The 21,750-nt window shown below is 37.7% G+C and carries 24 protein-coding genes and 1 riboswitch; of the genes, 14 read left to right on the top strand and 10 right to left on the bottom strand.

The window, feature by feature from the left end; translation table 11 throughout:
• Nucleotides 1-71: 71 nt before the first annotated feature.
• From ACIQZI_RS18500 to ACIQZI_RS18470, 7 genes are all read right to left on the bottom strand, one after another.
• The gene (locus ACIQZI_RS18500) at nucleotides 72-839 is read right to left on the bottom strand and encodes an IclR family transcriptional regulator (protein ID WP_049683190.1); all 768 of its coding nucleotides are present in this window, start codon (nucleotides 837-839) and stop codon (nucleotides 72-74) included.
• 99 nt (nucleotides 840-938) lie between these two features.
• Nucleotides 939-2,207, bottom strand: a complete 1,269-nt coding sequence (locus ACIQZI_RS18495; RefSeq protein WP_403075773.1) for a M20 family metallopeptidase — start codon at nucleotides 2,205-2,207, stop codon at nucleotides 939-941.
• Entirely contained in the window at nucleotides 2,208-3,158 is a 951-nt protein-coding gene (locus ACIQZI_RS18490; RefSeq protein ID WP_403075771.1) for a DUF1177 domain-containing protein, read from the bottom strand.
• Nucleotides 3,159-3,170: 12 nt separating this feature from the next.
• Nucleotides 3,171-4,148: an ABC transporter ATP-binding protein gene (locus ACIQZI_RS18485; RefSeq protein ID WP_062185595.1), complete on the bottom strand. Its 978-nt coding sequence runs from the start codon at nucleotides 4,146-4,148 to the stop codon at nucleotides 3,171-3,173.
• Nucleotides 4,123-5,154, bottom strand: a complete 1,032-nt coding sequence (locus ACIQZI_RS18480; RefSeq protein ID WP_403075767.1) for an ABC transporter ATP-binding protein — start codon at nucleotides 5,152-5,154, stop codon at nucleotides 4,123-4,125. The genes ACIQZI_RS18485 and ACIQZI_RS18480 overlap by 26 nt, the downstream gene beginning before the upstream one ends.
• Nucleotides 5,155-5,172: 18 nt before the next feature.
• Nucleotides 5,173-6,057 carry an ABC transporter permease gene (locus ACIQZI_RS18475; protein WP_051405102.1) on the bottom strand — a complete coding sequence of 295 codons (885 nt, stop codon included), beginning with the start codon at nucleotides 6,055-6,057 and terminating at the stop codon, nucleotides 5,173-5,175.
• Nucleotides 6,057-7,016 carry an ABC transporter permease gene (locus ACIQZI_RS18470; protein WP_403075763.1) on the bottom strand — a complete coding sequence of 320 codons (960 nt, stop codon included), beginning with the start codon at nucleotides 7,014-7,016 and terminating at the stop codon, nucleotides 6,057-6,059. The genes ACIQZI_RS18475 and ACIQZI_RS18470 overlap by 1 nt, the downstream gene beginning before the upstream one ends.
• A 416-nt stretch (nucleotides 7,017-7,432) precedes the next feature.
• Here ACIQZI_RS18470 and ACIQZI_RS18465 point away from each other — a divergent pair, with 416 nt between their 5' ends.
• From ACIQZI_RS18465 to fliT, 8 genes are all read left to right on the top strand, one after another.
• The gene (locus ACIQZI_RS18465) at nucleotides 7,433-9,025 is read left to right on the top strand and encodes an ABC transporter substrate-binding protein (RefSeq protein WP_403076205.1); all 1,593 of its coding nucleotides are present in this window, start codon (nucleotides 7,433-7,435) and stop codon (nucleotides 9,023-9,025) included.
• A gap of 865 nt (nucleotides 9,026-9,890) precedes the next feature.
• Nucleotides 9,891-11,879 (top strand): hypothetical protein, encoded by a 1,989-nt coding sequence (locus ACIQZI_RS18460; RefSeq protein WP_403075760.1) that lies wholly within the window; start codon nucleotides 9,891-9,893, stop codon nucleotides 11,877-11,879.
• The gene (locus tag ACIQZI_RS18455) at nucleotides 11,876-12,175 is read left to right on the top strand and encodes an EscU/YscU/HrcU family type III secretion system export apparatus switch protein (protein ID WP_049683182.1); all 300 of its coding nucleotides are present in this window, start codon (nucleotides 11,876-11,878) and stop codon (nucleotides 12,173-12,175) included. Before ACIQZI_RS18460 ends, ACIQZI_RS18455 begins: the two co-directional genes overlap by 4 nt.
• 39 nt (nucleotides 12,176-12,214) lie before the next feature.
• Entirely contained in the window at nucleotides 12,215-12,652 is a 438-nt protein-coding gene (locus tag ACIQZI_RS18450; RefSeq protein WP_403075757.1) for a YaaR family protein, read from the top strand.
• Nucleotides 12,653-12,768: 116 nt separating this feature from the next.
• On the top strand, nucleotides 12,769-13,131 hold the full coding sequence (flaG, locus tag ACIQZI_RS18445) for a flagellar protein FlaG (RefSeq protein ID WP_403075754.1): 363 nt from the start codon (nucleotides 12,769-12,771) through the stop codon (nucleotides 13,129-13,131).
• Nucleotides 13,132-13,145: 14 nt separating this feature from the next.
• Nucleotides 13,146-14,672, top strand: a complete 1,527-nt coding sequence (locus ACIQZI_RS18440) for a flagellar hook-associated protein 2 (protein ID WP_403075751.1) — start codon at nucleotides 13,146-13,148, stop codon at nucleotides 14,670-14,672.
• A gap of 27 nt (nucleotides 14,673-14,699) precedes the next feature.
• Nucleotides 14,700-15,101 carry a flagellar export chaperone FliS gene (fliS, locus tag ACIQZI_RS18435; protein ID WP_049683178.1) on the top strand — a complete coding sequence of 134 codons (402 nt, stop codon included), beginning with the start codon at nucleotides 14,700-14,702 and terminating at the stop codon, nucleotides 15,099-15,101.
• Nucleotides 15,101-15,445 (top strand): flagellar protein FliT, encoded by a 345-nt coding sequence (gene fliT, locus ACIQZI_RS18430; protein WP_062185615.1) that lies wholly within the window; start codon nucleotides 15,101-15,103, stop codon nucleotides 15,443-15,445. Before fliS ends, fliT begins: the two co-directional genes overlap by 1 nt.
• A gap of 354 nt (nucleotides 15,446-15,799) precedes the next feature.
• Here fliT and ACIQZI_RS18425 read toward each other — a convergent pair whose 3' ends face one another.
• Nucleotides 15,800-16,024, bottom strand: a complete 225-nt coding sequence (locus tag ACIQZI_RS18425; RefSeq protein ID WP_403075743.1) for a hypothetical protein — start codon at nucleotides 16,022-16,024, stop codon at nucleotides 15,800-15,802.
• Between the two features lie 5 nt (nucleotides 16,025-16,029).
• On the bottom strand, nucleotides 16,030-16,350 hold the full coding sequence (locus tag ACIQZI_RS18420) for a YbjQ family protein (protein ID WP_062185619.1): 321 nt from the start codon (nucleotides 16,348-16,350) through the stop codon (nucleotides 16,030-16,032).
• Nucleotides 16,351-16,682: 332 nt separating this feature from the next.
• On the opposite strand from ACIQZI_RS18420, the gene ACIQZI_RS18415 reads away from it, so the two are divergent.
• A complete protein-coding gene (locus tag ACIQZI_RS18415) occupies nucleotides 16,683-17,060 on the top strand; it encodes a cytochrome-c oxidase (protein ID WP_403075739.1) in 378 nt (125 codons plus the stop codon).
• A 183-nt stretch (nucleotides 17,061-17,243) separates the two neighbouring features.
• Here the strand turns inward: ACIQZI_RS18415 and mscL are convergent, their stop codons facing one another.
• Entirely contained in the window at nucleotides 17,244-17,621 is a 378-nt protein-coding gene (mscL, locus tag ACIQZI_RS18410) for a large conductance mechanosensitive channel protein MscL (RefSeq protein ID WP_062185623.1), read from the bottom strand.
• Between the two features lie 238 nt (nucleotides 17,622-17,859).
• Here mscL and ACIQZI_RS18405 point away from each other — a divergent pair, with 238 nt between their 5' ends.
• The 5 genes from ACIQZI_RS18405 (at nucleotide 17,860) to sinI (ending at nucleotide 21,715) form a co-directional block, all read left to right on the top strand.
• A complete protein-coding gene (locus ACIQZI_RS18405; RefSeq protein ID WP_403075736.1) occupies nucleotides 17,860-18,042 on the top strand; it encodes a hypothetical protein in 183 nt (60 codons plus the stop codon).
• 967 nt (nucleotides 18,043-19,009) lie between these two features.
• A complete protein-coding gene (gene hpf / locus ACIQZI_RS18400) occupies nucleotides 19,010-19,564 on the top strand; it encodes a ribosome hibernation-promoting factor, HPF/YfiA family (RefSeq protein ID WP_062185629.1) in 555 nt (184 codons plus the stop codon).
• A 379-nt stretch (nucleotides 19,565-19,943) separates the two neighbouring features.
• Nucleotides 19,944-20,513, top strand: a complete 570-nt coding sequence (locus ACIQZI_RS18395) for a chromate transporter (RefSeq protein WP_403075733.1) — start codon at nucleotides 19,944-19,946, stop codon at nucleotides 20,511-20,513.
• A complete protein-coding gene (locus ACIQZI_RS18390) occupies nucleotides 20,510-21,040 on the top strand; it encodes a chromate transporter (RefSeq protein WP_403075731.1) in 531 nt (176 codons plus the stop codon). Before ACIQZI_RS18395 ends, ACIQZI_RS18390 begins: the two co-directional genes overlap by 4 nt.
• Nucleotides 21,041-21,456: 416 nt before the next feature.
• Nucleotides 21,457-21,540: riboswitch (cyclic di-GMP riboswitch) on the top strand.
• 28 nt (nucleotides 21,541-21,568) lie between these two features.
• Nucleotides 21,569-21,715 carry a DNA-binding anti-repressor SinI gene (gene sinI, locus ACIQZI_RS18385; protein ID WP_253722727.1) on the top strand — a complete coding sequence of 49 codons (147 nt, stop codon included), beginning with the start codon at nucleotides 21,569-21,571 and terminating at the stop codon, nucleotides 21,713-21,715.
• Nucleotides 21,716-21,750 lie beyond the last annotated feature (35 nt).

The following is a 21,750-nucleotide window of genomic DNA, read 5'->3' as shown; positions in this document are numbered from 1 at the left end:
CCTTTTCAATGATCTGTTTATGACTCTAGTAAGAAGGGTTCTTTGCTGTTAGAGTGTGTTCTTTTAAACTGTTAAGCTCTAATTTTCAATGGGAATTTGTAGATAACATCCGCTAATTTTACTTGTGCTTCTTCCAAAAGCGAGATAAATTCACTTCTTTTCTCTTCTGTCATTCTATAAATCGGTCCGGATATTGTTAAAGAGCCTATGATTTTGTGATGCTGGTCGAACACAGGGACGGCAATAGCAATGATATCTGGTGTGTATTCACCTTCACTGACTGCCCAACCTTGTTGTCTGATTTTATTTAAGTCTCTTTTTATCTCTTCAGGATTGGTCATTGTTTTTTCTGTATACTGTTTTAACTCGCTCTTTGTTAAATAGCTGTTAATAAATTCCTCCGACATAAAGGCTAGAATGGAACGGTAGGAAGCACCAACATATAAGGGAGCTCGACTGCCAACTGTAACAGAGAACTTTACTTTGTTATCAGGCTCTATCGCCTCAAAAGTAACAGCCTCATCCTTATCTAGAAGAGTAAGGAACACAGATTCTTCGGTTTGCTGGAATAGTTCTTCTAGAATGGGCTGGATGAATTCTTTTACATTTAATCGATCATACACAGCCATGCCGAGCTCCCAAGCTGCAAAACCTAAGGAGTATTTTTTGGTGGTTGGGTCTTTTTGTAAAAAATTACGTGATTCAAAGGTTTCAAGAATGCGATAAATTTTCGCATGATCCAGGTTCATTTTATGAGCGAGTTCACTGCCGCTCCATTCTGGCTCGTCCTTTGTAAACATCTGAATAACTGTTAGTGCTACGTCGACTGTTTTTAGCATGGAATCCCCCTATCAATCATGAAACTCAGAACATTATCCTTATCATACCAAATATTTCTGATAGAAAGAGATTGCCTGAGTTTCAATTAAAAAGAAATGTTAATTTGAGTAGAGAAAATCAATGATTGCCGCAACGTACACTTTGGCGCAAGTAATGATTTGTTCTGTTTTAACTCTCTCATTATAGCCATGGATGGTCGGCAAGTAAGCTGGACCGTATTGGAGTACAGGGATATTGTATTCTCTAAAGTGACGGGCATCACTGCTTGCCCATTGCATCACGCCATATGCCTCATCTCCTGTTACGAACGTAATATTTTCTGTGATCGCTTTACATACAGGATCCTTTGCATCTGTGAAATTGGCTTCACTTCTAAAACCAAATCGTCGTAATTCGTATTGAATGCCTAGTGCATCTAATTTTTCTGTTAAAAAGGAAGTCACTTCTTGTTGGGTAATCCCAAATGGTAAACGACAGTCCACTTGAACTTTACAACTTTCAGGGATTACATTTGCTTTCGTGCCGCCTTCAATCGTGCCAATATTGCACGTGATTCTTTCGAAAACATCGATATATTGTAATCGTTCCGTTTCCACTTCACGCATATAACGGTGCGACACCTCGATTAATGGTTTCACTTCTTCAGGAAGCTCGATTTGGATATCCCACACTTTTTGAATTTCTAAAAGTGCCTTCACCATATCACTAATCGCGTTAGGACCAGCTAACGGAGATAAGCTTCCGTGTCCCGGTTGACCGTATACTTCAAGTTCAAACCAATAAGAACCTTTTTGACCAATCGTCGGATTTCTTGGAGAGGACGGCTCAGCAATTAAACAGCCATCACCTTTCACAAGTCCTTTTTCTAACAACCACGGTACACCAAATTCCCCGCCAGTTTCTTCATCAGGGACAATGACAAGCGATAATTGCCCAGGAAGCTCAATATTCATTCGCTTAAGCAGGGTAGTAGCGAAGATTAATCCTGAAAGACCAGCCTTCATGTCACTAGCACCTCGACCTAGCATCCAGCCATCTTTGATTTCTCCGCAGAACGGATCAAAATCCCATTTAGATCGATCTCCAGCAGGAACTACGTCCGTATGACCGCAGAAGATCAAGTTTTTACCTTGATCTTGATTGCCAATTGTTGAAATGAGATTGTACATTTTATCAGCTGATTCATGCCGATCTACAGCAATATCAAATTTAGTTAAATAATCTGTAATAAATTGGCTGATCTCTGTGGAATCACCTGGTGGATTTTCACTTGGAATTTGGATGAGAGCACTGCACAATTCCAGTAATTCATCTTTTCTCGCTTCTACTTCATCAATTAATTGTTGTTTTAGTTGGATCGTATTCAATTATTTCTCAGCTCCTTGTTCTCCTAATGTTTGTAGATGGTCCATTTTTCCGTATAAGCTTTCTAATAGATTAAAATCTTCTTGATTATAAAAAGAACACTTATTGTCTCCATAACCTTTAGCCACTTCAATCACAAATCGAACAACCTGCTCAACGTCTGTTAAGTGAGTAGCGCCCGTTCCACAACCAGCAACGGCTGTTTGGGTCGTAATCGCTACGCCGACCACTGGACTAGAGGTGGCGACAGCAGGCTGAAGGATACTGTTGATGTGAAAAACACCATTTCCATATGGCGTAATATCCTGTGTTGTAATCGGCAATGTCACAGGTGGTGTGCCAGTAGATTGTGAATAGATATGCAATAAATCATCGCTTATTTTTAAAATATATCCTTCTTTAACGGTTGGTGTAATCGCAAATCCTTTGTGATTGAGGATCGCATTTCCTTTTGTTGTGTCGATAGATAGGATCGCGTCCATTTCCTTTGTGACTTCATGTTGGTTCATCGTAAAAATGTCAACTGGTGAATTCATAAATGGTACTGGATCATGCGGTAAAGTAGGTGCTGTTGGACAAATATGTGTTGTAATAATGACGTCGCCGATAAGCTGATCGCCTTTTTTCGTCATGTCCAATAGTTTAGCTGCAGCGGATACAGCAGAAAGGGCGCCATCTCCATCAGAAACAAACCCGATCATTTCCGGACGTGCACCAATTCCACCAAGGCGACCAATAATACCTAAAGTAGGGGCATTACCACCTTTTGATTTCCCATCTTTTCCAGGGATCGTAACTTTAACGAAATCAGTAGAACCGAGTTCACCATGAACAGTCTCCACTGTGATGTTTCCATCACCCCCGATGTTGCTTAAATAATGTTTAACATCTTCACCTGTTACGTATTGGTTATCTAATAATTCATAAAGTTCGATGACATGTTTGAATGACATTTTTTTCTCCTCCTAGTTTTCTTCAAGTAAATGACAAGATGCGATATGACCATTGCCTGTATCCATTAACTGAGGGATCTTCGTTGAACAAATATCCATCATATATGGGCATCGTTCGTGGAAATGACATCCTGTTGGTGGATTAATTGGGTTTGGAACAGCGTCTTTTAAAATAATACGTTCTTTGTTATCGTGTGGACTTTCTTTCGGGATTGCAGATAATAAGGCTTTTGTATAAGGGTGTTTAGGGTTCTCATAAATTTCCTTATACGTACCCATTTCGACGATTTTACCTAAATACATAACGGCAATACGATCACACATATAACGGACGACATTTAAATCGTGTGAGATAAAAATATAGGTAAGGTTATAATCCCGTTGTAATTCTTTTAATAAGTTAATCACTTGGGCTTGAACGGAAACATCCAGGGCGGAAACCGGTTCATCGCAGATAATAATATCCGGATTCAGCACTAAAGCTCTTGCGATATTGATCCTTTGTCGCTGTCCGCCTGAAAATTCATAAGGATATCGTTTAGCATGATAATGGCTTAAACCAACCACCTCTAATAATTCTAGAACACGCTTTTTTTGAGAGGCTTTGTCACCGATACGATGTATAACTAAAGGCTCCGCAATCAGCTCGCCGACCGTTTTTCTTGGGTCTAATGAGGCGTACGGATCTTGGAATACCATTTGAATGGATTTCCGAGTTTCCCGTAGTTTTTTTGCATCCATCCCAACTAAATTTTCTCCCCGAAACTCAACCGTGCCGCTAGAAGGGGGAATAAGCTGATTCACTAGACGAGCCATTGTTGATTTTCCGCAACCAGATTCACCCACAACACCAAGTGTTTCACCAGGCATAACGTCAAAGCTAACACTGTCAACAGCTTTGACACTTTGATTAGACTTTTTAAATGGAATAGGGCTGTCTATAGGAAAATACTTTCTAAGATCTCTAACTTTTAACAACGGCTCTGGCATGAGTAGATCTCTCCTTTCTATTTAATCGGTTTTCTTTCGTTTGAAAATGGCATGCAACAAAATGCTTCTCTTTTACTTCAACCATTTCAGGAGCTTTGGAAAAACAGATGTCTTGAGAATAGGAACATCGTGGTGCAAATGGACATCCTATAATCTCTTGTCTTAGATCTGGTGGACTTCCTGGAATTGTTGTCAGCATTTCATGATCTTCAATATTTTCTGTTATTTGTGAATCGAGTAGACCCCATGTGTAAGGGTGCATTGGATGATCATGAATTTCTTCTACGGTTCCGTATTCAATCACATTTCCTGCATACATAACAAGTACTTTGTGACAGATTTCCCAAACCACTCCAAGGTCGTGAGTAATCATAATAATGGACGTGTTGAATTCATCCTGCAATTTCTTCATTAATTCTAATATTTGAGCTTGAACGGTTACATCCAATGCCGTTGTAGGTTCATCAGCAATTAATAGTTTTGGATTACATGAGAGAGCAATGGCAATCATTACTCGCTGGCGCATTCCACCGGAAAACTCATGTGGGTACATATTTAATCGTTTTTCTGGGGCTGGAATGCCAACTAACTGCAACATTTGAATTGCTTTTTGTTTCGCTTCTTTTTTAGAAACCTTTTGATGGAGTTTAATCGATTCCATAATTTGATCGCCAACTGTAAAAACAGGATTAAGACTTGTTAAAGGATCTTGGAAAATCATCGAAATATCATTTCCGCGAATATCTCTCATTTCTTTATCTGATAAAGTTAATAAATCCTTGCCTTCAAAAAGAATCTTTCCTCCGGATATATGTCCAGGAGGACTTGGGATTAATCGCAGTAAGGAAGTTGCCGTAACACTTTTACCGGATCCAGATTCGCCGACAATCCCAATGTTTTCTTTTCTATTTAATGTGAAGCTGACACCATTTACGGCTTTTGTCACAGTAGCTCCGGACTTGAATTGGACTTCTAAATTCTCGACTTTTAGTAATTCAGTGGACATAGGGGGCACCTCCTATAATTAAACTTTCATTTTTGGATCAAGAGCATCCCTTAGCCCATCACCAAAAAGATTAATACCAACAACGGTAATTAAGATAGCTAAACCAGGAATCGTAGCCATATGTGGATTTAATACGAGAAAATTCTTTCCGTCTTGAAGCATGCTACCCCAAGAGGCTGTCGGTGGCTGAACGCCTAAACCTAAGAAGCTTAATGATGCTTCTGAAATAATGGCACCTGCAATGCTCATTGTGGCATAGACAATTAACGGTGCAATACTATTTGGTAGCACATGGTGGAAGATAATTCGGCTATGTTTCGCTCCTAGTGATCTCGTCACTTCGATATACTCAGATTGCTTCACACTTAGCACTTGGCCGCGAACAACTCTTGCAAATCCAGGGATGTTTCCGATACCGATGGCAATAATGACATTCATTAGTCCTTGTCCAAGAACACTCATCAATGTAATAGCGAGTAAGATAAACGGAAACGCAGATAGTCCATCCATAATGCGCATGATGATCGAATCGAATTTACCGCCAAAATAACCAGCAATCACACCTAATAGCGATCCGATCACAGCTCCGAATAAAACAGCTCCGAGTCCAACCAGAATGGAAATTCTAGCTCCGTATACTAATCTACTAAAAATATCTCTCCCATAATTATCCGTCCCTAATAGATGGCCTTCTGCCCCTATTCCTAAAAGGGTTTTCGTTACATTCATTTTGTCAGGAGAATGCGTGGCAATAACAGGGGCAAAGATAGCCGTTAAGATGAGCAGCAACATGATGAACAACCCAAAGGCAGCAAAACGATTTCGAATCAATTTTCTGAATAAAGAACGTTCATTTGTTTCAACCACATCGGTCGTTTGTAAAATTGCTTGGCTTTCTGCCATTAGTTCGTACCTCCTTTACCGTATTTGATTCGTGGATTAACGACTTTATATGAGATATCAACAAGCAGGTTGACGACTACATAAATCAAAGCAATGAAGATGACCATGTTTTGGACAACAACAAAGTCTCTTTTTCCAATCGCATCAATAATTAATAATCCAATGCCAGGCCAACTAAAGATCGTCTCTGTTAAGACAGCTCCACCTAACATAGAAGAAATTTGAAGGCCTAAAACGGTAAGTAATGGAGTTAAGGCATTTTTAAAAGCATGTTTGCAAATGACAAAAAATTCATGTAACCCTTTTGATCGTGCTGTCTTTACATAATCTTGTGAAATGACTTCTAACATGCTAGATCTTGTGATTCTAGCAAACTGTGCAGTTGGGATGGTGGCTAAGGCAATACTAGGCAAGATTAAATGGCTGATAAAGTCACCTATCCCTTCATCCATTGATCCCATTCCTGTAGCAGGGAACCAGCCTAAATTGACACTAAAGAATAATACAAGCATGATTCCGAGCCAGAAAATCGGCATGGAAACACCCATTAGCGAAAATGTTGTAAAAGCATAATCGAAAATTGAATTTTGCTTTCTAGCTGCAATAATGCCAGCTGGTACGCCGACTAAGATGGCAATGAGCAGGGCGCTAACAGCTAGTATGACGGTATTAGGGAAACGTTCCATAATCAAATCGATAATTGGCATATTATAAGTTAGCGAGTTTCCTAAATTCCCTTGTAGTAAATTCCCTATATAATCAAAAAATTGAATATATAATGGTTCGTTTAATCCTAATTTTTCTGTTAGAACTTCTATTTCTTCTGCGCTAGCTTGAGGTCCAAGCATCACAGCTGCAGGATTCCCCGGAAGCATTCGGGTGATTAAAAAAATAATAACCGCAACAATCAATAAAGTAGGTATCATATTAAGAATTCTACCTAAAATATATTTGCCCATTCACTCTACCTCCTTTTAATTTATTCACTATTTGAAATGTTAACTTAATATTTGAATAAAAATAGTGTATCATTTGATTATTTTTTTGTAAATAAGTGCTTATTAGCAATAATTTATATTTTCTAATTAATCACAAAATAGTATTTACATGATTGTAATATTTGTGATAGATTTGTATTCAATATATGAATGCATGATTCAATATTTAAAAAGACTTTCTTCGATAGGTACCATTTTATTTCACTTGAAGGAAAGTCATATTTTGGTTAATTGATTTTTCCTCTTGCCCTAAAGTCAGAAGAAAAATCTTTTTGCACTTATCGGATTGTGTGTCCATAAAAATGGGCTTATTGTTGAGCGGTCCGTTAAGTAAAAATCAATAAAAAATCTAAGGAGGTTTTACAATCGTGAAGAAAATGAAGCATGTAGTATTATTACTCACTCTTATTTCAATTGCTTTAGTGATTAGTGCTTGTGGTGGAGCGTCACAAGAAAAAGGTTCAGAAAATAGCGAAAATACTAACAATGAACCTAAAAGTGGTGGAGTCCTAAAGGTTGGCCTTGCCTCAAATCCTAATACGTTAGATCCTATTAAATATACAGGTGCGTATGAGTCACAGATTATGAGATCGGTCGGTGACACTCTTGTTGTATATAGCCAAGATTTAAGTGATTTCTCACCGTCATTAGCAACGGAATGGAAGCCTTCAGATGATATGAAGTCTTATACGTTTAAGCTAAGAGATGACGTCTATTTCCAACCAGGAAAATATCAAGAAGGTCGGAAAATGACGGCTGAAGATGTGAAATATAGCTTAGAACGCTCTGCTAAAGAATCTGCTCTAGGTCGTTTAGATGGCGTTGAAAGTGTTGAAGTAACAGGGGAATCCGAAGTAGTTGTCCACTTAACAGCACCAAACGCTTCTTTTTTAGCAATGTTAACAGATGTTGGGAACATTATTATTCCTAAAGAGGAAGTAGAAGGTTGGGGTGACCAATTTGGGGCTAATCTAGTAGGAACGGGTCCATTCCAATTTAAAAATTGGCAAACAGACCAAAAAGTAGAATTGGTTCGTCATGATAAATACTGGGGTGAAAAACCATATCTTGATGGTGTCACATACCAAATTATCAAAGACCCGAACATGATGACAAATGCTCTTCGCTCTGGCGATATTGATATAGCGACAGACATTAAGGGTCAAAACCGTCAAGTTATTGAACAAGATCAAAACCTTGAATTATTATCAGAACCAGGATTGTCTATTGATTATCTTGATTTAAATAATATGAGCGGTCCAACAGCAGATCCAAAAGTAAGAGAAGCGATCTATAAAGCAACAAATGTAGAGGAAATTGTAAAAGGTGTAAACCAATGGGGCGGCGGTACAGTCTCTTATGCTCCAATTCCAAAAGGGTCTTGGGCATATAATGAAGAATTAGAAAAACTAACGCCAGAATATAATCCTACAGAAGCGAAGAAGCTTTTAGCGGAAACCGATTATGCAAATGGATTTAAAACAGAGCTTTACGTATTGGAATCACGCGTTCCTTATGCAACGATTTTCCAAGCACAAATGAAAGAAAACTTAAATATTGACGTTGATATTAAAGTGACAGAGTGGGGAACACTTAGTGATATTGCGGCTAAAGGAAAAGCGCCAATGTATATTGGAGGCTGGTCATGGTATCCAGATCCATTCTTCTTCCTAAATAAAACATTCCATTCGAATCAAATTGGTTCACTTGGTAATGGTAAAGGATACAATAATCCAGAAGTGGATGCGTTATTAGACCAAGCCCTTTCAGATACAGTCGAACAAGAAGAAAGAGCGAAGTTATACCAAGAAGCAATCAAAATTATTATGAGCGAATATCCTCGTGTTGAGCTTGATAATCTTGATCAAACAGCTGCGGTTACGAAACATGTTCAAGGGTTTGCGGTATCTGCAGATGGTACCATCAATATTGTTAAACCGAATGGTACAAACGTATGGTTAAATAATTAAAATTAGAGAAGAGGGTGCCCCTAAAGCCAAGGAGTCAGACCCACAACACACTATATCTAGCCGGCGTTTCAAGTAATCTAGATGTAGTGCTGCGTGTGGGAGTCGGACCCTTTATGTGGCCCCTCTTTTTGTATTCATTTTTTGGTAGCAATTAGATAATCAGCAGACGTGGTAAAGGATATAATAAAAAAAGCTAGGCTTTACAAAGAAGATGATTTCTGTAATGTACAGGGTCATCTTTTTTAATTCGATTGGTATTTATATGGAGTGTAGGAAGTCAAATAGTTTTTGATTTTCAAAAGGTTTGATCAATGGTTCGTCCTTGAAATGTCAGGAAAATGATATTTGTGGGGCATCAACCTAAAAATCCCCCCATCGTTTTTAAAACTTCGGATGTATGAAAAGCCTTGATCTCAATGGAGAAAGGCAGCTTTTACTAGCCCAATTTTCGTTTGTGGAACCATCCTTAATGGTTGATAAATTTACTTACTTACTTTCCATAAAATAAATAAGTGATGTCTGTTAGTAATACTAACTTTGAAAATTTTATTTGAATTCACGACTCAATTGATTCGGTATATGCAATGTTCCTGCTTTGCTTTCGCGATTTTACGATATGAATTGGCCTTTCGAATTGGAAAAATTAGTGGAAAATCTAATCTATACCAAATGAGAAAAATGATATTTATTGTAAATTATCAAGCGCGTGTATGGGCGAACTAAACAGGGTTAATGCACAAAAAGCGTTTCATAGAATGAAGACTTGATTATTTTTTAGGATGTCATGTCTGTTCAATTAGAGGTACAAATATTTTAATCTCTGCCGATACAATAAGTAAGTGAATGCGAGCGGAGAGTGAAAGACATGCAAATTCTTCAGAATACAAATCTTCTATTACAAAAGATCAGTGGTCAATCTGGACAGTTAAATATCGGGGATACTTTACAAGTGACAATAAAAGAACGGTTAAATGACAAAGAAGCTATTATCTCTATGAATGGGAAACAATTTACTGTGAAATTTGAAGGAGAGATCCCAAGTAAAGACCGTATTTCTATTGAAATTTCCGGACAGTCTCGTGAAGGTCAATTACTTGTAAAAGTTACAGATCGACATGCAAAGGAAACGGTTATCCAGCAAGGAAAGCCCGGAAATATCCAAGAACAACCTAAACAGCCAGTGAGTGAAGCTGTCAAAGAGTTTACAAACAAAGGAATTACTGTTACGAAAGAAAATCTGACTTCTATTAAAAAATATTTGAAAAGTGACAATGGAACGATCGAACAGAAGATGGAGACCTTAAGGATAATGGCAGAAAAACAAATCCCATTAACGGATATGAATTTGAAATCTGTTCATGAGGCATTACATGGTACGTCTATTTCCGATGCAGTATTATCAATTTTGGGTGAAATGGATGCCTCAGTGCAAGAAAAGGTGCCTCAAGGTAGGATGGAAGATATAAAGTCAGATGCTCCTTTAGAAAAGATTCTAGCAAAATTGTTGACTGCTACTCAAATTAATTCAACGCTTAATCAGGATCTTTCGTCCAACATTCCGACTTCACTAAGTGAGCAAATGGAGGCCTCTAACCGTAAAAATGAGGTGGGAATGAGTACGGGGATATTTCCAGAAACGCCAGAAATAGAGATAAACGCTCAACCAATTTCTAGCTCGGAAACAGAGAAATATTTAATAAATGAAGCTGTACAGAGTTTGAAATTGGATTCGAAAAATGTCATTGTCAAAGAAATAACGGAAAAATTATCGCAAATGGCCATCGACTTTAAAAAGATGCGCCAAGAGATTAGCAGAAACTTAGATAATATCACGAAAATTGTTGAAAACCGAAGTAATCAACCAACGAATATCCAACAAATTTTAGAGTCGACCATTCATAAACTGGATAAAGCGATTTTACAGAGTGATTTCCTTTTATATGCTGATATGGGTACAGAAAAGAAGTTGTTATCAGCGAGCTCTCAATTAACGGAAGCAAAGAAGTTTCTTGAAAAAGGTGAACTTGCTAAGGCAAATCAAATGGTTAAAGAAGTGAAGGCAAATGTGGAAGCGATTATTTTCAAACCTTCTGAAGTGAAAATGAAGCATTTTATTACGGAAAAAAACCAAGGTGAAACTCTAACTTCTGCCAAACAAGTATCTACATTGATGCAGCAAACTATTCAACCGTTTACTGAAGGTTCGTCATCAAGAAATGTATATGAAATGGTTCGCAAGCTCGGGTTAACGCATGAAACAGAAACGGCTGTTTCGTTGATGACCAAATCTGATAATCAAGACCAGGGTCAAAATAATGAGAATTTGAAAGCGGCCTTGTTGCGTGTCATGAGGGGAGAAGATGTCAAACCGCATATCCAGCAGCAGGCAGAACAGGCTGTTCATCAGATTACTGGGCAACAATTGCTTAATAAACAGGATTCTTCTGGACTACAAAATTTATTTTTTCAGCTGCCCTATTTAATGGATAAGCAAGTCGAGAATGTGAAGATTTATATTAATTCACGTAAAAATGGCGAGAAGGTAGATTGGGAGAATTGCAGTTTGATTTTTTCACTTGAAACGAAGAAGCTAGGGGAAATCGGAGTTGTTTTGACAGCGGCAAATCGAAATGTCAGTCTTACTTTTAAGAGTGATCAAAAAGAACTACAAACTATTATTGGAAGTATGACGGAGATTACGAAAGAACGTTTTGGGGAAATTGGTTATCAGCTGAATTCAATCGGAGTTAAACCAACCGAGCTCAAGGAAGAAAACAAAATAGTTAAGCCGATTGTTAAACCACAAAGCCATGAAGGATTGCAGCCAGAGAAAGGTTTTGATTTTTCGATATGAGAAATGCTCATTATTTTAATCCGAAAAAAAGTCGGACAATGAATGGCCCAACAGCTGCGGTGATTAAATATGATACCAATCAGGATGCAGCTCCAACTGTCATTGCGCAAGGATCCGGCCAGGTTGCAAAAAAAATTATGGAGCTTGCGCAACAAAATAATATTCAAATCCAAGAAGACGAATCATTGATCAGCACGCTGTTGAATATCGATCTTGGGGAATCCGTTCCACCACAGCTTTATGCAGCGATCGCTGAGATTTTGATTCTATTAGAAGAAATAGAGAAAAAATATTAGACTGGCTTATGAGACTATTAATTAAAAAAGGTGATGTACATGGAAGTTCAACGAGTGGCAAGAACCTCACCTTCTAAGCTGATAGCAGCGGAGGAAGTAGCGAAAGGTTCGATTCAGTTCCAATCTGTTTTGGATAAGAGACGTACTGATATGAATTATGAACGGTTAACGAAGAAAGTTGCGGAGCTTGAAGTACAGGGGCAAAAGCTCGCAGAAAACAGCACCGTTGATAATCTTCGTAAATATAAAAGGATGATTAAAGATTTCATGGAAGATGCGGTTAAGAACGGGCTGGAGCTTCAGGAACAGCGCGGTTTTAATCATAGAGGTTCGACGAAAGTTTATAAGCTTGTTAAAGAAGTGGACAAGAAAGTGATTGAACTTACAAACGAAGTGCTTGATAAAGAGAAAAATGGATCGAATATCCTGAACCTAGTCGGTGAAATTAAAGGACTGTTAATCAATATTTATACGTAACTCTGCCTTGAATAGAGCAGGGTTTTCTTTTGTTCATTATCTATCAATAAAACCTAAATTTTCTCAAGTTCTCTCCGATATATATGATAACTATACGAATATTGGAGGCAAATGCGATGTTGGAGAGCCTTTCTACGAATGTCCTTTCCTCGCAACTTAGAACAGCCATCTCAGAAGGAGTCAGTTCTTATTATCAAAGAGAAATAGATACGATTGCTTATAGTGAAAAAGGAGCAAAAGAAGCGAATGATTCGTCCAAAAAGCAAGTACTGGACATTGTAGAAAGCCTGAATCAATTTCTGCAACCGACTCATACTTCTGTCCGGTTTGAGTTTCATGAAAAATTAAATGAGTATTACGTCAAAGTTGTGGATGATGATACAGAAGAAACCGTTCGCGAAATCCCATCCAAAAAACTATTGGACTTCTATGCGGCTATGACGGAATTTGTTGGTATTATGGTAGACGAAAAATTATAAGTAGGTGATGAATAATGGTACGAGTTAGTGGACTAGCAAGTGGAATGGATATTGATGAACTCGTTAAGAGTATGATGCAGGCTGAGCGTGTGCCAATGGATAAATTAACGCAAAAGAAAACTTATTCGGAATGGCAGCGGGATGATTATCGTTCGATGAATACAGCATTGCTTGAGCTTGATACACTTATTCGTGATGGAGTTGGTAAACAGGCTTCGTTTATTAAAAAGACGATTACGGTTTCAAACCCTAATGCGTTGTCAATTAAAAACGTGAATTCCACCTCTGATTTTTCAGGAACGATTGTAGTGAAAAATTTAGCAACGGCTGCAACTATGCAAAGTAATGGTGAGACTGCAATATCTGACCCAACAGCAAAGCTATTGGATGCAAACTCTACAGAAGAAATTATTAAGATCCGCTCCATCAATAAAGATGGTGTTTTAGGGGAAGAAATTGAAGTTAAAATTACCGCTGATGATACTTTGGATAGTATCATTCAAAAGATTAACTCGACAACAGATGTTACCGCCTTTTATGACAAGAATACTCAAAGGATGTCATTTACTGCAAAGCATAGTGGGGATAACCCTGATGGTCCAGAGATTATATTAACCGGTGATTTTTTTACAAATAAATTGAGAATGGATGCAAATAGCGATCTAGCTGTAAAGGATGCAGGTGGAAACCTAATATCTCCGCCGAGAGGCTCAATTGGTCAAAATGCTACAGTAGTATATAACGGTTTGGTGATCAATCGAAATTCCAACACTTTCATACTTAATGGTGCAGAATTCACCTTGAAAGATAAAACAGATGGACCAGTCACCTTCTCTTCAACAGCCGACGTCGACGCAATCCTAGATACAGTCACGAAGTTTGTGGCTAAATATAATGAAGTTATTGCAAAAATTAAAGATAAAACAGGTGAATCTAAATATCGAAGCTTCACTCCTTTAACTGCGGAGCAAAAAAAAGCAATGACTGAGGATGAAGTCAAGCTTTGGGAAGAAAAAGCGAAGAGCGGGACACTAAAGAATGATTCTACCCTCAAGAGCTTGTTAACTACAATGAGGTCTTCCCTTTATACATCTGTTAGCGGATTGAATGGAACGAATTCTTTAAGCAACCTAGGAATTACAACTACAAGTAATTATCTAGATGGTGGGAAATTAACGATTGACGAAGATAAACTTCGTGCTGCAATTTCTGAAGATCCAAATGCTATTTATGATTTGTTTATGAAGGAAGATAGTAAAAAGGACGGTAGTGAAACAGGAGAAATGGGCATAGCTCGCCGATTAAGAGCTAATCTTAAGGCATCTATGGCAACAATTACTGAACAAGCGGGTAAAGCGGGTTCCCTAAATAATAATTTTACAATTGGGAAGTCACTTAATAGTTTAGAAACAAGAATCTCAGCGTTTGAAGCGAAATTAACGAAACTAGAAACACGTTACTATAATCAATTCACCGCCATGGAAAAAGCAATTCAAAGAGCGAACAGTCAAAGTGCTTCGTTATCGCAATATTTTAGTTAAGAGAAGTAAGAAAGGAAGAGTGTAAACATGGCCATAAATAATCCATACCAATCCTATCAACAAAATTCTGTGAATACAGCGTCTCCAGGTGAACTGACTTTAATGTTGTATAATGGCTGCTTGAAGTTCATGATGCTTGGGAAGAAGGCGATTGAAGAAGGCAATATTGAAGAAAAAAATAAGAACCTCCTAAAGGCACAAAATATCATCCATGAATTAATGGTCACATTAAATATGGATGTTGCTGTTTCCAAGGATATGATGACTCTCTACGACTTCATGAATCGTCGCCTTGTTGAAGGGAATATGAAAAATGATCTTGTGGCGATAGAAGAAGTTGAGGGACTGGTTAAGGAATTCCGAGATACGTGGAAAGAAGCGATTCAAATGAATCGAAAAAAACAATTTACGCAAAGTGGGCAGGTTTAATGTCGCTTCAGAAATTCAGTGACATCACGGTCGAGCTGCTTGACGTATTGACTAATCGAACAACGGATGAGCGTAGTGATCGTATTAATAGAATTGTGGAGTTACTTGATCTGCGTGAAGTATTACTTCAAAGCATTCAGCCACCGTTCTCTGAGGAAGAACAGGTACTAGGCCGCCAGGTTGTTGAACTCAATTACAAGGTGGATGAATGGTTACTGTTGCAAAAGAAAGACATTCAGCGCGATATCAAACAGTTGAATGAAAAGAAGCAGACTTCGAACAAGTATACGAATCCTTATGATAAGCTCTCAATTGATGGAGTTTTTTATGATAAAAAAAATTAAGAAATTATAGAGAAAGGGTCTTCGGTTAGCCGAAGACCCTTTCATTGTATCGGGGTGACAGGCACCTTCCAGAAAAAAGTGAAATGGTATTTTAGAGTCGAAAGTGGTAGTAACGTGATGAATAGTGGTTTTGATACTGAATCTAGAATTAGATGTGTTGAATGTAATCTCAGTAAAAAATTCAAAATAGGTAAACTTAAATATTAAGGAAGAAAGAAGAATCGTAGTATTTGCTAAACAAGGAGCAAGGACTATTGATGTAAGAGAGACTGTATTAGACGCAATGCACAGTCATTCTACGATTTTGAAAGCACATCCGGTTCTTGCAGAAGAATAAACCAGATGTATGTATAGTCATTCTTCCTTATAAAATCGTTCTCCAGTTTCCGGATGATAGTACACGACCAGCCTTTTTTTCGTTGTTGGATCTATGGACACTTCTTTCGTGCGGATAAAGCCGTCAGGGGCCTTATTTCCGTGTTTTGTTTTGAAGCGGCGATCCCAGATGAACCAGGAGCCAATAATGATAATCACGGTAATGATTAATTGCACGCCATAAAAGCCGAGAATCCATTCCATTTGCTTTATTCCCGTTCTGCGATTACGGCTGTTCCGTAAGCAACAATTTCACTCATGTTTTGGCCGATTTCACCAGAATCAAAGCGCATCATAATAATGGCATTTGCCCCCATCACTTTTGCATTTTCCACCATCCGATCCATCGCCTGCTTTCGAGCATCTTCAAGCATTTCTGTATATTGGCTAATTTCTCCGCCCACGAGTCCTTTCAAAGAAGCGACGATATCTTTTCCAAGGCCTCGAGCTCTTACTGTTAATCCGAAAACAGGGCCTATAATTTCTGTTACTTTGTAGTTAGCGATATTTTCTGTTGTTACGATAATCATATAGATTTCACTCCATTCAAGAAAAGTTTCATACGTAATACCCTTATTCTACATCTTTCTTCATATGCCTGCTATTTTTATGTTGGATACTGTTTTTAAACCACCACCCAAGAAAAAGAAACTAGAATAGGTGGTTTGTAGGGGAATTCATATAGTATAAGCGAAGAAATATCCATTAACGTGCTACTGCTTATCTACATAGAACTAGGTTGTAATGTACTTAAGTCAGAATGATTAAACATAGTTTTGGGTGAGAAAAAAGTGTTGGTTATAAAGAACTATTCAGAATATATTTGAAGTGCCTTTATATGATGTAGTAGGGGGTGTTTTTTATGGGGATAAAATTGATTAAGATCGGTGTCGTGTATTTTTTGATTGGCATTTTTTTCGGGTTGTACATGTCTGCAGCACACGTTTTTACATTAACAACCGTCCATGTTCATCTTAATATGTTAGGATGGATGTCGCTTTCACTAGTTGGTATTTTTTATTATCTTTTTCCTCAGCTTGCTAAAACAAAATCGGCAAAGATTCACTTCTGGATGCATAATATCGGCTTGCCAATTATGATGGTTTGTATTGCATTGGCTATTTATGGAGTAGGTGGAGAAGTCTTTTTTCCTATTGCTACTATTGGGGGAGTTCTCACGGTAATAGGGATTTGCTTCTTTGGCTATAATGTGCTGAAACATTTAAAGGTGGAAGAGTAAGAAATTTATACCTCATTTAAAAATTTACTGTCATCAAGAGGCACTTCCGCGAGGGATATCTTTAGATCATACAATAGTTGATAAGTTTGCCAATGAAGGCTAGCTCCTTTGTTGGCTTTTTGTTTTGTAAATGTCACGTAATCATCATGAAAGCCCCCTTTTGGTTTAAGGGAGCTACAGCTATTACATCGTCTCTCTTTGATTTGCTTTGAGCAGATCACGAATTTCCGTCAATAGTTCTTCTTCTTTTGTTAATGATGGTGAAGCTTCTTCGACTTTTTCCTTACGTGTATAAAGTTTGTTAAACAGCTTAATAAATAGGAAGATCGAAAAAGCTACAATGAGAAAATCAACAATCGTTTGAATAAACATGCCATACTTTACAACTTTAAAAGATAAGTTTGAGAAGTCGATTCCGCCAAGCAGAAGACCAATCAACGGCATGATGATGTCATTTACGAGCGAAGTAACAATTTTACCGAAAGCTGCACCGAGAATAACCCCGATTGCCAGGTCAATCACATTCCCACGCATCGCAAATTCTTTAAATTCCTTAATCATTCTGGACAACTCCTTATTAAAAGAATAAAAAAAATATACCATGTTTCGTACGATGAAAACATGATAATGGTGAAATTAGTTAATAAGACATATTTTTATTAGGTATCTTTAGTAAAAATCACACTGCTGTTTTTATAAAACGTTTTAGCAAACGCATGTTAGTTTTTAATAGGAAAAATAGAAAGAAGCCATTCAAATGAACTGAAAAAACCAGTTTATTATACAAAGAGGGTAGAAAATGTGCCTTGAAACAGTCCATGAAATTACGGTCGAGCCTCTATTCGTATTAAACGGTCATGGATTAGAAGAACGGGACGATAAAATCAAGGGGGAAATGGCTTCATCATATCAAACCACCCCTCACCGAGGAAGAACGGCAATTAGGTCGCCAAGTTGTCATTCTAAATCAGCAGGTCGATGAGTTATTATTTTTGAAAAAACCAGCTATTGAGCAAGATATCAAACAGCTGAATGAAAAGAAGCACACGTCAGTTAGGTTCTTAAGAGAATCCCTTAGTTGATGGAGTTTTTCACGACAAAGAAATTAAGATATCAATAAAGAAAGGGTCTTCGGTTTCACCGAGGCCCCTTTTGTTTATTGATATGTATGTTACGAATGATAGCTGAATGCTTTTAAGTGTCAGCTGACGATAATCATCATTTACTTACACAATACTACTAGGCTCGTACAGAAACTAGATTCGGTTTTACCGCTAATAAGGAGTTTTTACATTGTTGGCAATCAATTTTTGTGAGTGGCTTAAATTTAATGTTTCTTCGATCTTTTCTGTTTTGTTCAAAATAGCAATATTGGATATGACACTCACAATACTTCTGCGATTTTACTAGATGAATTTTACCATCGATTTCTACAGTTGGCACATATAATTGATTCATCATTTTCTTAGACGCTTCCATGTCTGTTCCTCTCACTATTTGATCCTTTCGATTTACGAGAAATTTGCTGAATTATATAGGTCGAGTCATTCTTGATCTTACCTTCAAATATAGCTAGATCCATATTAGCACCTCTTTTAAATTAAATTAGAAAGTACATTCCATGTTTATGTTAAGTAGTAAAAATATGTAAATCTATTACAATATATACCTTTTCTAACAATAGTAGTTACTATATACCTTATTATCATTTATTTCAATAGTGGTATAAATATATAGAATTATCTAATTTTTTCGATACTCTTCAGTGTTAATTTAACGTAAAGATTGTTATAATAAAGATGGATACGAACCCCACTACTCATCCAATTTTCTGAAGTTTCTTCACGAACTTAGCAAAACGATTTGTTTGTGAAGGGAATGCATAGGGTATCGTAGAACTATATAGTGTAGAACTATATAGTATAGTTTTTAGAAGGAGGACTCACTTTATGGAATATAATATTCGTGGTGAAAACATTGAGGTAACTCCAGCAATACGGGAATATGTAGAGAAAAAGATTGGAAAATTGGAACGGTATTTTAGCCATGCACCAGATGCAACGGCAATGGTGAATTTACGAGTGAATCACAATACCTCTAAAGTGGAAGTAACGATCCCGATGACGAATTTAGTGCTTCGCGCAGAAGAGGATAATGCTGATATGTATGCAGCGATTGACCTGATTACTGACAAATTGGAGCGGCAAATCCGTAAACATAAAACAAAAGTAAACCGAAAATTCCGTGGTACAAGTACGAACGCAACCGATGTTTTTCCAGTATTTTTAGAAAGTGGCACAACACCGATTGAAGAAGACGAACTAGAGTTAGAGGTTGTCCGTAACAAGCGTTTTGACTTGAAACCAATGGATAGTGAAGAAGCAATCCTGCAAATGAATATGCTTGGTCATAGCTTTTTCGTTTATACGAATTCAGATACAAATTCGACAAATGTTGTGTACCGTCGTAAGGATGGACGCTATGGTTTGATTGAACCAAGCTAATAATAAATTATAAAAGACCTGATTCTTTCTTAAGAGAGAGTCAGGTCTTTTCGGTTCAAATGGTTAAATATGATTCTTTGCTTAAGGCATCAGCTGTTCGAGATCAGAAGTTGGTACTTTTTGTTTTTTAGGTAACTTCACAAACATAGAAAATGTTCTGTATAATATAAAAGGTAAATACGAGATGAGGGCCAATCGTGATAATGGATTTTTTTGCATCATCCATATGCTTCACAAGGGAGTACATTTATTGAAAAAATGGAATGGGTGCAGCATCTTAGCCTCTTACAGCAATGAGTGTTGTTTGGCCAACGTCAAATGAAATTGATGCGATGCCTTTGCGGCTTGGAAGATAGATTAGTAGAAATAGGTGAAGGTTATGAAGCAATTACATATTTTTATGGCTTTTTTTAGAGTAGGAATGCTTGGATTTGGCGGTGGTCCCGCAGCCATTCCGCTTGTGCAAAAAGAGGTAGTAGAGAAATATAAATGGATGAATAATGAAGACTTTGGTGATATCTTGGCACTCGGAAATGCACTTCCTGGTCCGATTGCGCCTAAGCTTGCAGGGTATATTGGTTACCGTGTTGGCGGCATTTGGGGCTTGTTGAACGGAATACTTGCATCGTGCGTTCCTACAATTCTCTTAATGATTTTGCTATTAACAAGTTTGAATGCTTATAAAGATCAAACATGGGTCACAGGGATGACAGCAGCGGTCGTTCCTGTTGTCGCTGTGATGCTGCTAACCATGACTGTAGAGTTTTTCAAAAAATCAGGCTCATCTAGTATGGGGTGGCTGTGGACTATTGTCTTCGTTTTGCTTGGATTTGTGTTCATGCAACTGCTGCATGTGCATCCTGCTATTATTATTATTTCTCTGATTATCGGGGCATTACTTAAGAAAGACCCTGCTTCTAGACCTGATAAGGAGGCAGAAAAGTCATGATTTATTTACAGATTTTCTGGGCGTTTTTCATTTCAGGCATCCTCGGATATGGTGGTGGTCCAGCATCAATTCCGTTAATTGAAAAGGAAGTCGTCGATCGATATGGTTGGTTTACGGTTCACGAATTCAGTGAAATGATTGCAATAGGGAATGCGCTACCTGGCCCGATTGCGACCAAGATGGCCGGTTATATTGGATTTGAGCAGGCAGGTATCCTCGGCGCCGTTGTCGGGGTATTCGCTGCAGTGGCCCCTTCACTCATCTTAATGCTTGGACTGCTCAGTATCTTGATGCGACACAAAGAATCCCCAAGGGTGAAAAGAGTGACGGTCGTCGTACGTCCTATCATCGCTGTGTTGCTAGGAATGATGGCGTATGACTTCTTTTTCACCGCATATGAAGGAATTGGTTGGATTCAGACACTAGTAATTGGTGCGATTAGTTATATGTTACTTGGTAAATTGAATGTGCATCCTGCCTATGTAATCGCTGGTGCTTTAGTATATGGTGCTATTTTTCTTGGATGAAAAAATCCCTTTGATGTTTAGTTCAAAGGGGTTTTTCGTTATCATCATATTAATAAATATATTGTGTATATACGTTTAAAAAAGAAAAAAACGTAACGCTAGAAAGAAGTGCTTCATTTAGTAGAGTGATAAAGGCCAACGGATTTGTCCCAGTCGCGGGTGAAATTGACGGTACAATGGCGAAATATCTAGACTATATGTCATGAGTATAAAAGGCCGAATTAGCTGACGATAAAAATACTTTAAATGATCTAGTTTCCAACTTATTTATATTTGGACTATGTAGAAGTTAGTCGATCTATGTTGTATATTGTCAAAAAATGAAAAAATATAAGGTAATATTTTTCAATTTAATTTCATAAAGTTACATCAAAAATACAAAAAATTCTGTATAATCAAGAAAAAGGAAGTGCTTACACAGAAAAAGGCAAACCTATTGAAAAGTAGGGACGCAAAGTCACGGGTCTAAGGTAGTGTGCTACGATGGCTGGACTGCCTGAAATACATAGTATTTTAGGAGGGATTGGGTTGGAGGACGTAACAGTTTATGAAGAATGGATCGAGCTAATGATACAAGCTAAGGAACTCGGACTGACGAAAGAGGAAGTCCTTCATTTCTTGGAGCAAAAAGCAAACGAAAATAAAAAAGATGAACCAACCTATCATATGATGTAAAATGTATAACCCCCTTAAACAAACTGGTTTTTTAC

The sequence above is a fragment of the Peribacillus sp. NPDC096379 genome, assembly GCF_044762875.1.
Taxonomy (GTDB): domain Bacteria; phylum Bacillota; class Bacilli; order Bacillales; family DSM-1321; genus Peribacillus.
This window is presented reverse-complemented; position numbering and strand designations above follow the sequence as displayed.

What these genes read in the sequence shown, in the direction of transcription:
- ACIQZI_RS18500 (WP_049683190.1), bottom strand. Translation starts at nt 839, where the DNA reads ATGCTAAAAACAGTCGACGTAGCACTAACAGTTATTCAGATGTTTACA.
- ACIQZI_RS18490 (WP_403075771.1), bottom strand. Translation starts at nt 3,158, where the DNA reads ATGTCATTCAAACATGTCATCGAACTTTATGAATTATTAGATAACCAA.
- ACIQZI_RS18485 (WP_062185595.1), bottom strand. Translation starts at nt 4,148, where the DNA reads ATGCCAGAGCCGTTGTTAAAAGTTAGAGATCTTAGAAAGTATTTTCCT.
- ACIQZI_RS18480 (WP_403075767.1), bottom strand. Translation starts at nt 5,154, where the DNA reads ATGTCCACTGAATTACTAAAAGTCGAGAATTTAGAAGTCCAATTCAAG.
- ACIQZI_RS18475 (WP_051405102.1), bottom strand. Translation starts at nt 6,057, where the DNA reads ATGGCAGAAAGCCAAGCAATTTTACAAACGACCGATGTGGTTGAAACA.
- ACIQZI_RS18470 (WP_403075763.1), bottom strand. Translation starts at nt 7,016, where the DNA reads ATGGGCAAATATATTTTAGGTAGAATTCTTAATATGATACCTACTTTA.
- ACIQZI_RS18465 (WP_403076205.1), top strand. Translation starts at nt 7,433, where the DNA reads ATGAAGCATGTAGTATTATTACTCACTCTTATTTCAATTGCTTTAGTG.
- ACIQZI_RS18460 (WP_403075760.1), top strand. Translation starts at nt 9,891, where the DNA reads ATGCAAATTCTTCAGAATACAAATCTTCTATTACAAAAGATCAGTGGT.
- ACIQZI_RS18455 (WP_049683182.1), top strand. Translation starts at nt 11,876, where the DNA reads ATGAGAAATGCTCATTATTTTAATCCGAAAAAAAGTCGGACAATGAAT.
- ACIQZI_RS18450 (WP_403075757.1), top strand. Translation starts at nt 12,215, where the DNA reads ATGGAAGTTCAACGAGTGGCAAGAACCTCACCTTCTAAGCTGATAGCA.
- flaG (WP_403075754.1), top strand. Translation starts at nt 12,769, where the DNA reads ATGTTGGAGAGCCTTTCTACGAATGTCCTTTCCTCGCAACTTAGAACA.
- ACIQZI_RS18440 (WP_403075751.1), top strand. Translation starts at nt 13,146, where the DNA reads ATGGTACGAGTTAGTGGACTAGCAAGTGGAATGGATATTGATGAACTC.
- fliS (WP_049683178.1), top strand. Translation starts at nt 14,700, where the DNA reads ATGGCCATAAATAATCCATACCAATCCTATCAACAAAATTCTGTGAAT.
- fliT (WP_062185615.1), top strand. Translation starts at nt 15,101, where the DNA reads ATGTCGCTTCAGAAATTCAGTGACATCACGGTCGAGCTGCTTGACGTA.
- ACIQZI_RS18425 (WP_403075743.1), bottom strand. Translation starts at nt 16,024, where the DNA reads ATGGAATGGATTCTCGGCTTTTATGGCGTGCAATTAATCATTACCGTG.
- ACIQZI_RS18420 (WP_062185619.1), bottom strand. Translation starts at nt 16,350, where the DNA reads ATGATTATCGTAACAACAGAAAATATCGCTAACTACAAAGTAACAGAA.
- ACIQZI_RS18415 (WP_403075739.1), top strand. Translation starts at nt 16,683, where the DNA reads ATGGGGATAAAATTGATTAAGATCGGTGTCGTGTATTTTTTGATTGGC.
- mscL (WP_062185623.1), bottom strand. Translation starts at nt 17,621, where the DNA reads ATGATTAAGGAATTTAAAGAATTTGCGATGCGTGGGAATGTGATTGAC.
- ACIQZI_RS18405 (WP_403075736.1), top strand. Translation starts at nt 17,860, where the DNA reads ATGTGCCTTGAAACAGTCCATGAAATTACGGTCGAGCCTCTATTCGTA.
- hpf (WP_062185629.1), top strand. Translation starts at nt 19,010, where the DNA reads ATGGAATATAATATTCGTGGTGAAAACATTGAGGTAACTCCAGCAATA.
- ACIQZI_RS18395 (WP_403075733.1), top strand. Translation starts at nt 19,944, where the DNA reads ATGAAGCAATTACATATTTTTATGGCTTTTTTTAGAGTAGGAATGCTT.
- ACIQZI_RS18390 (WP_403075731.1), top strand. Translation starts at nt 20,510, where the DNA reads ATGATTTATTTACAGATTTTCTGGGCGTTTTTCATTTCAGGCATCCTC.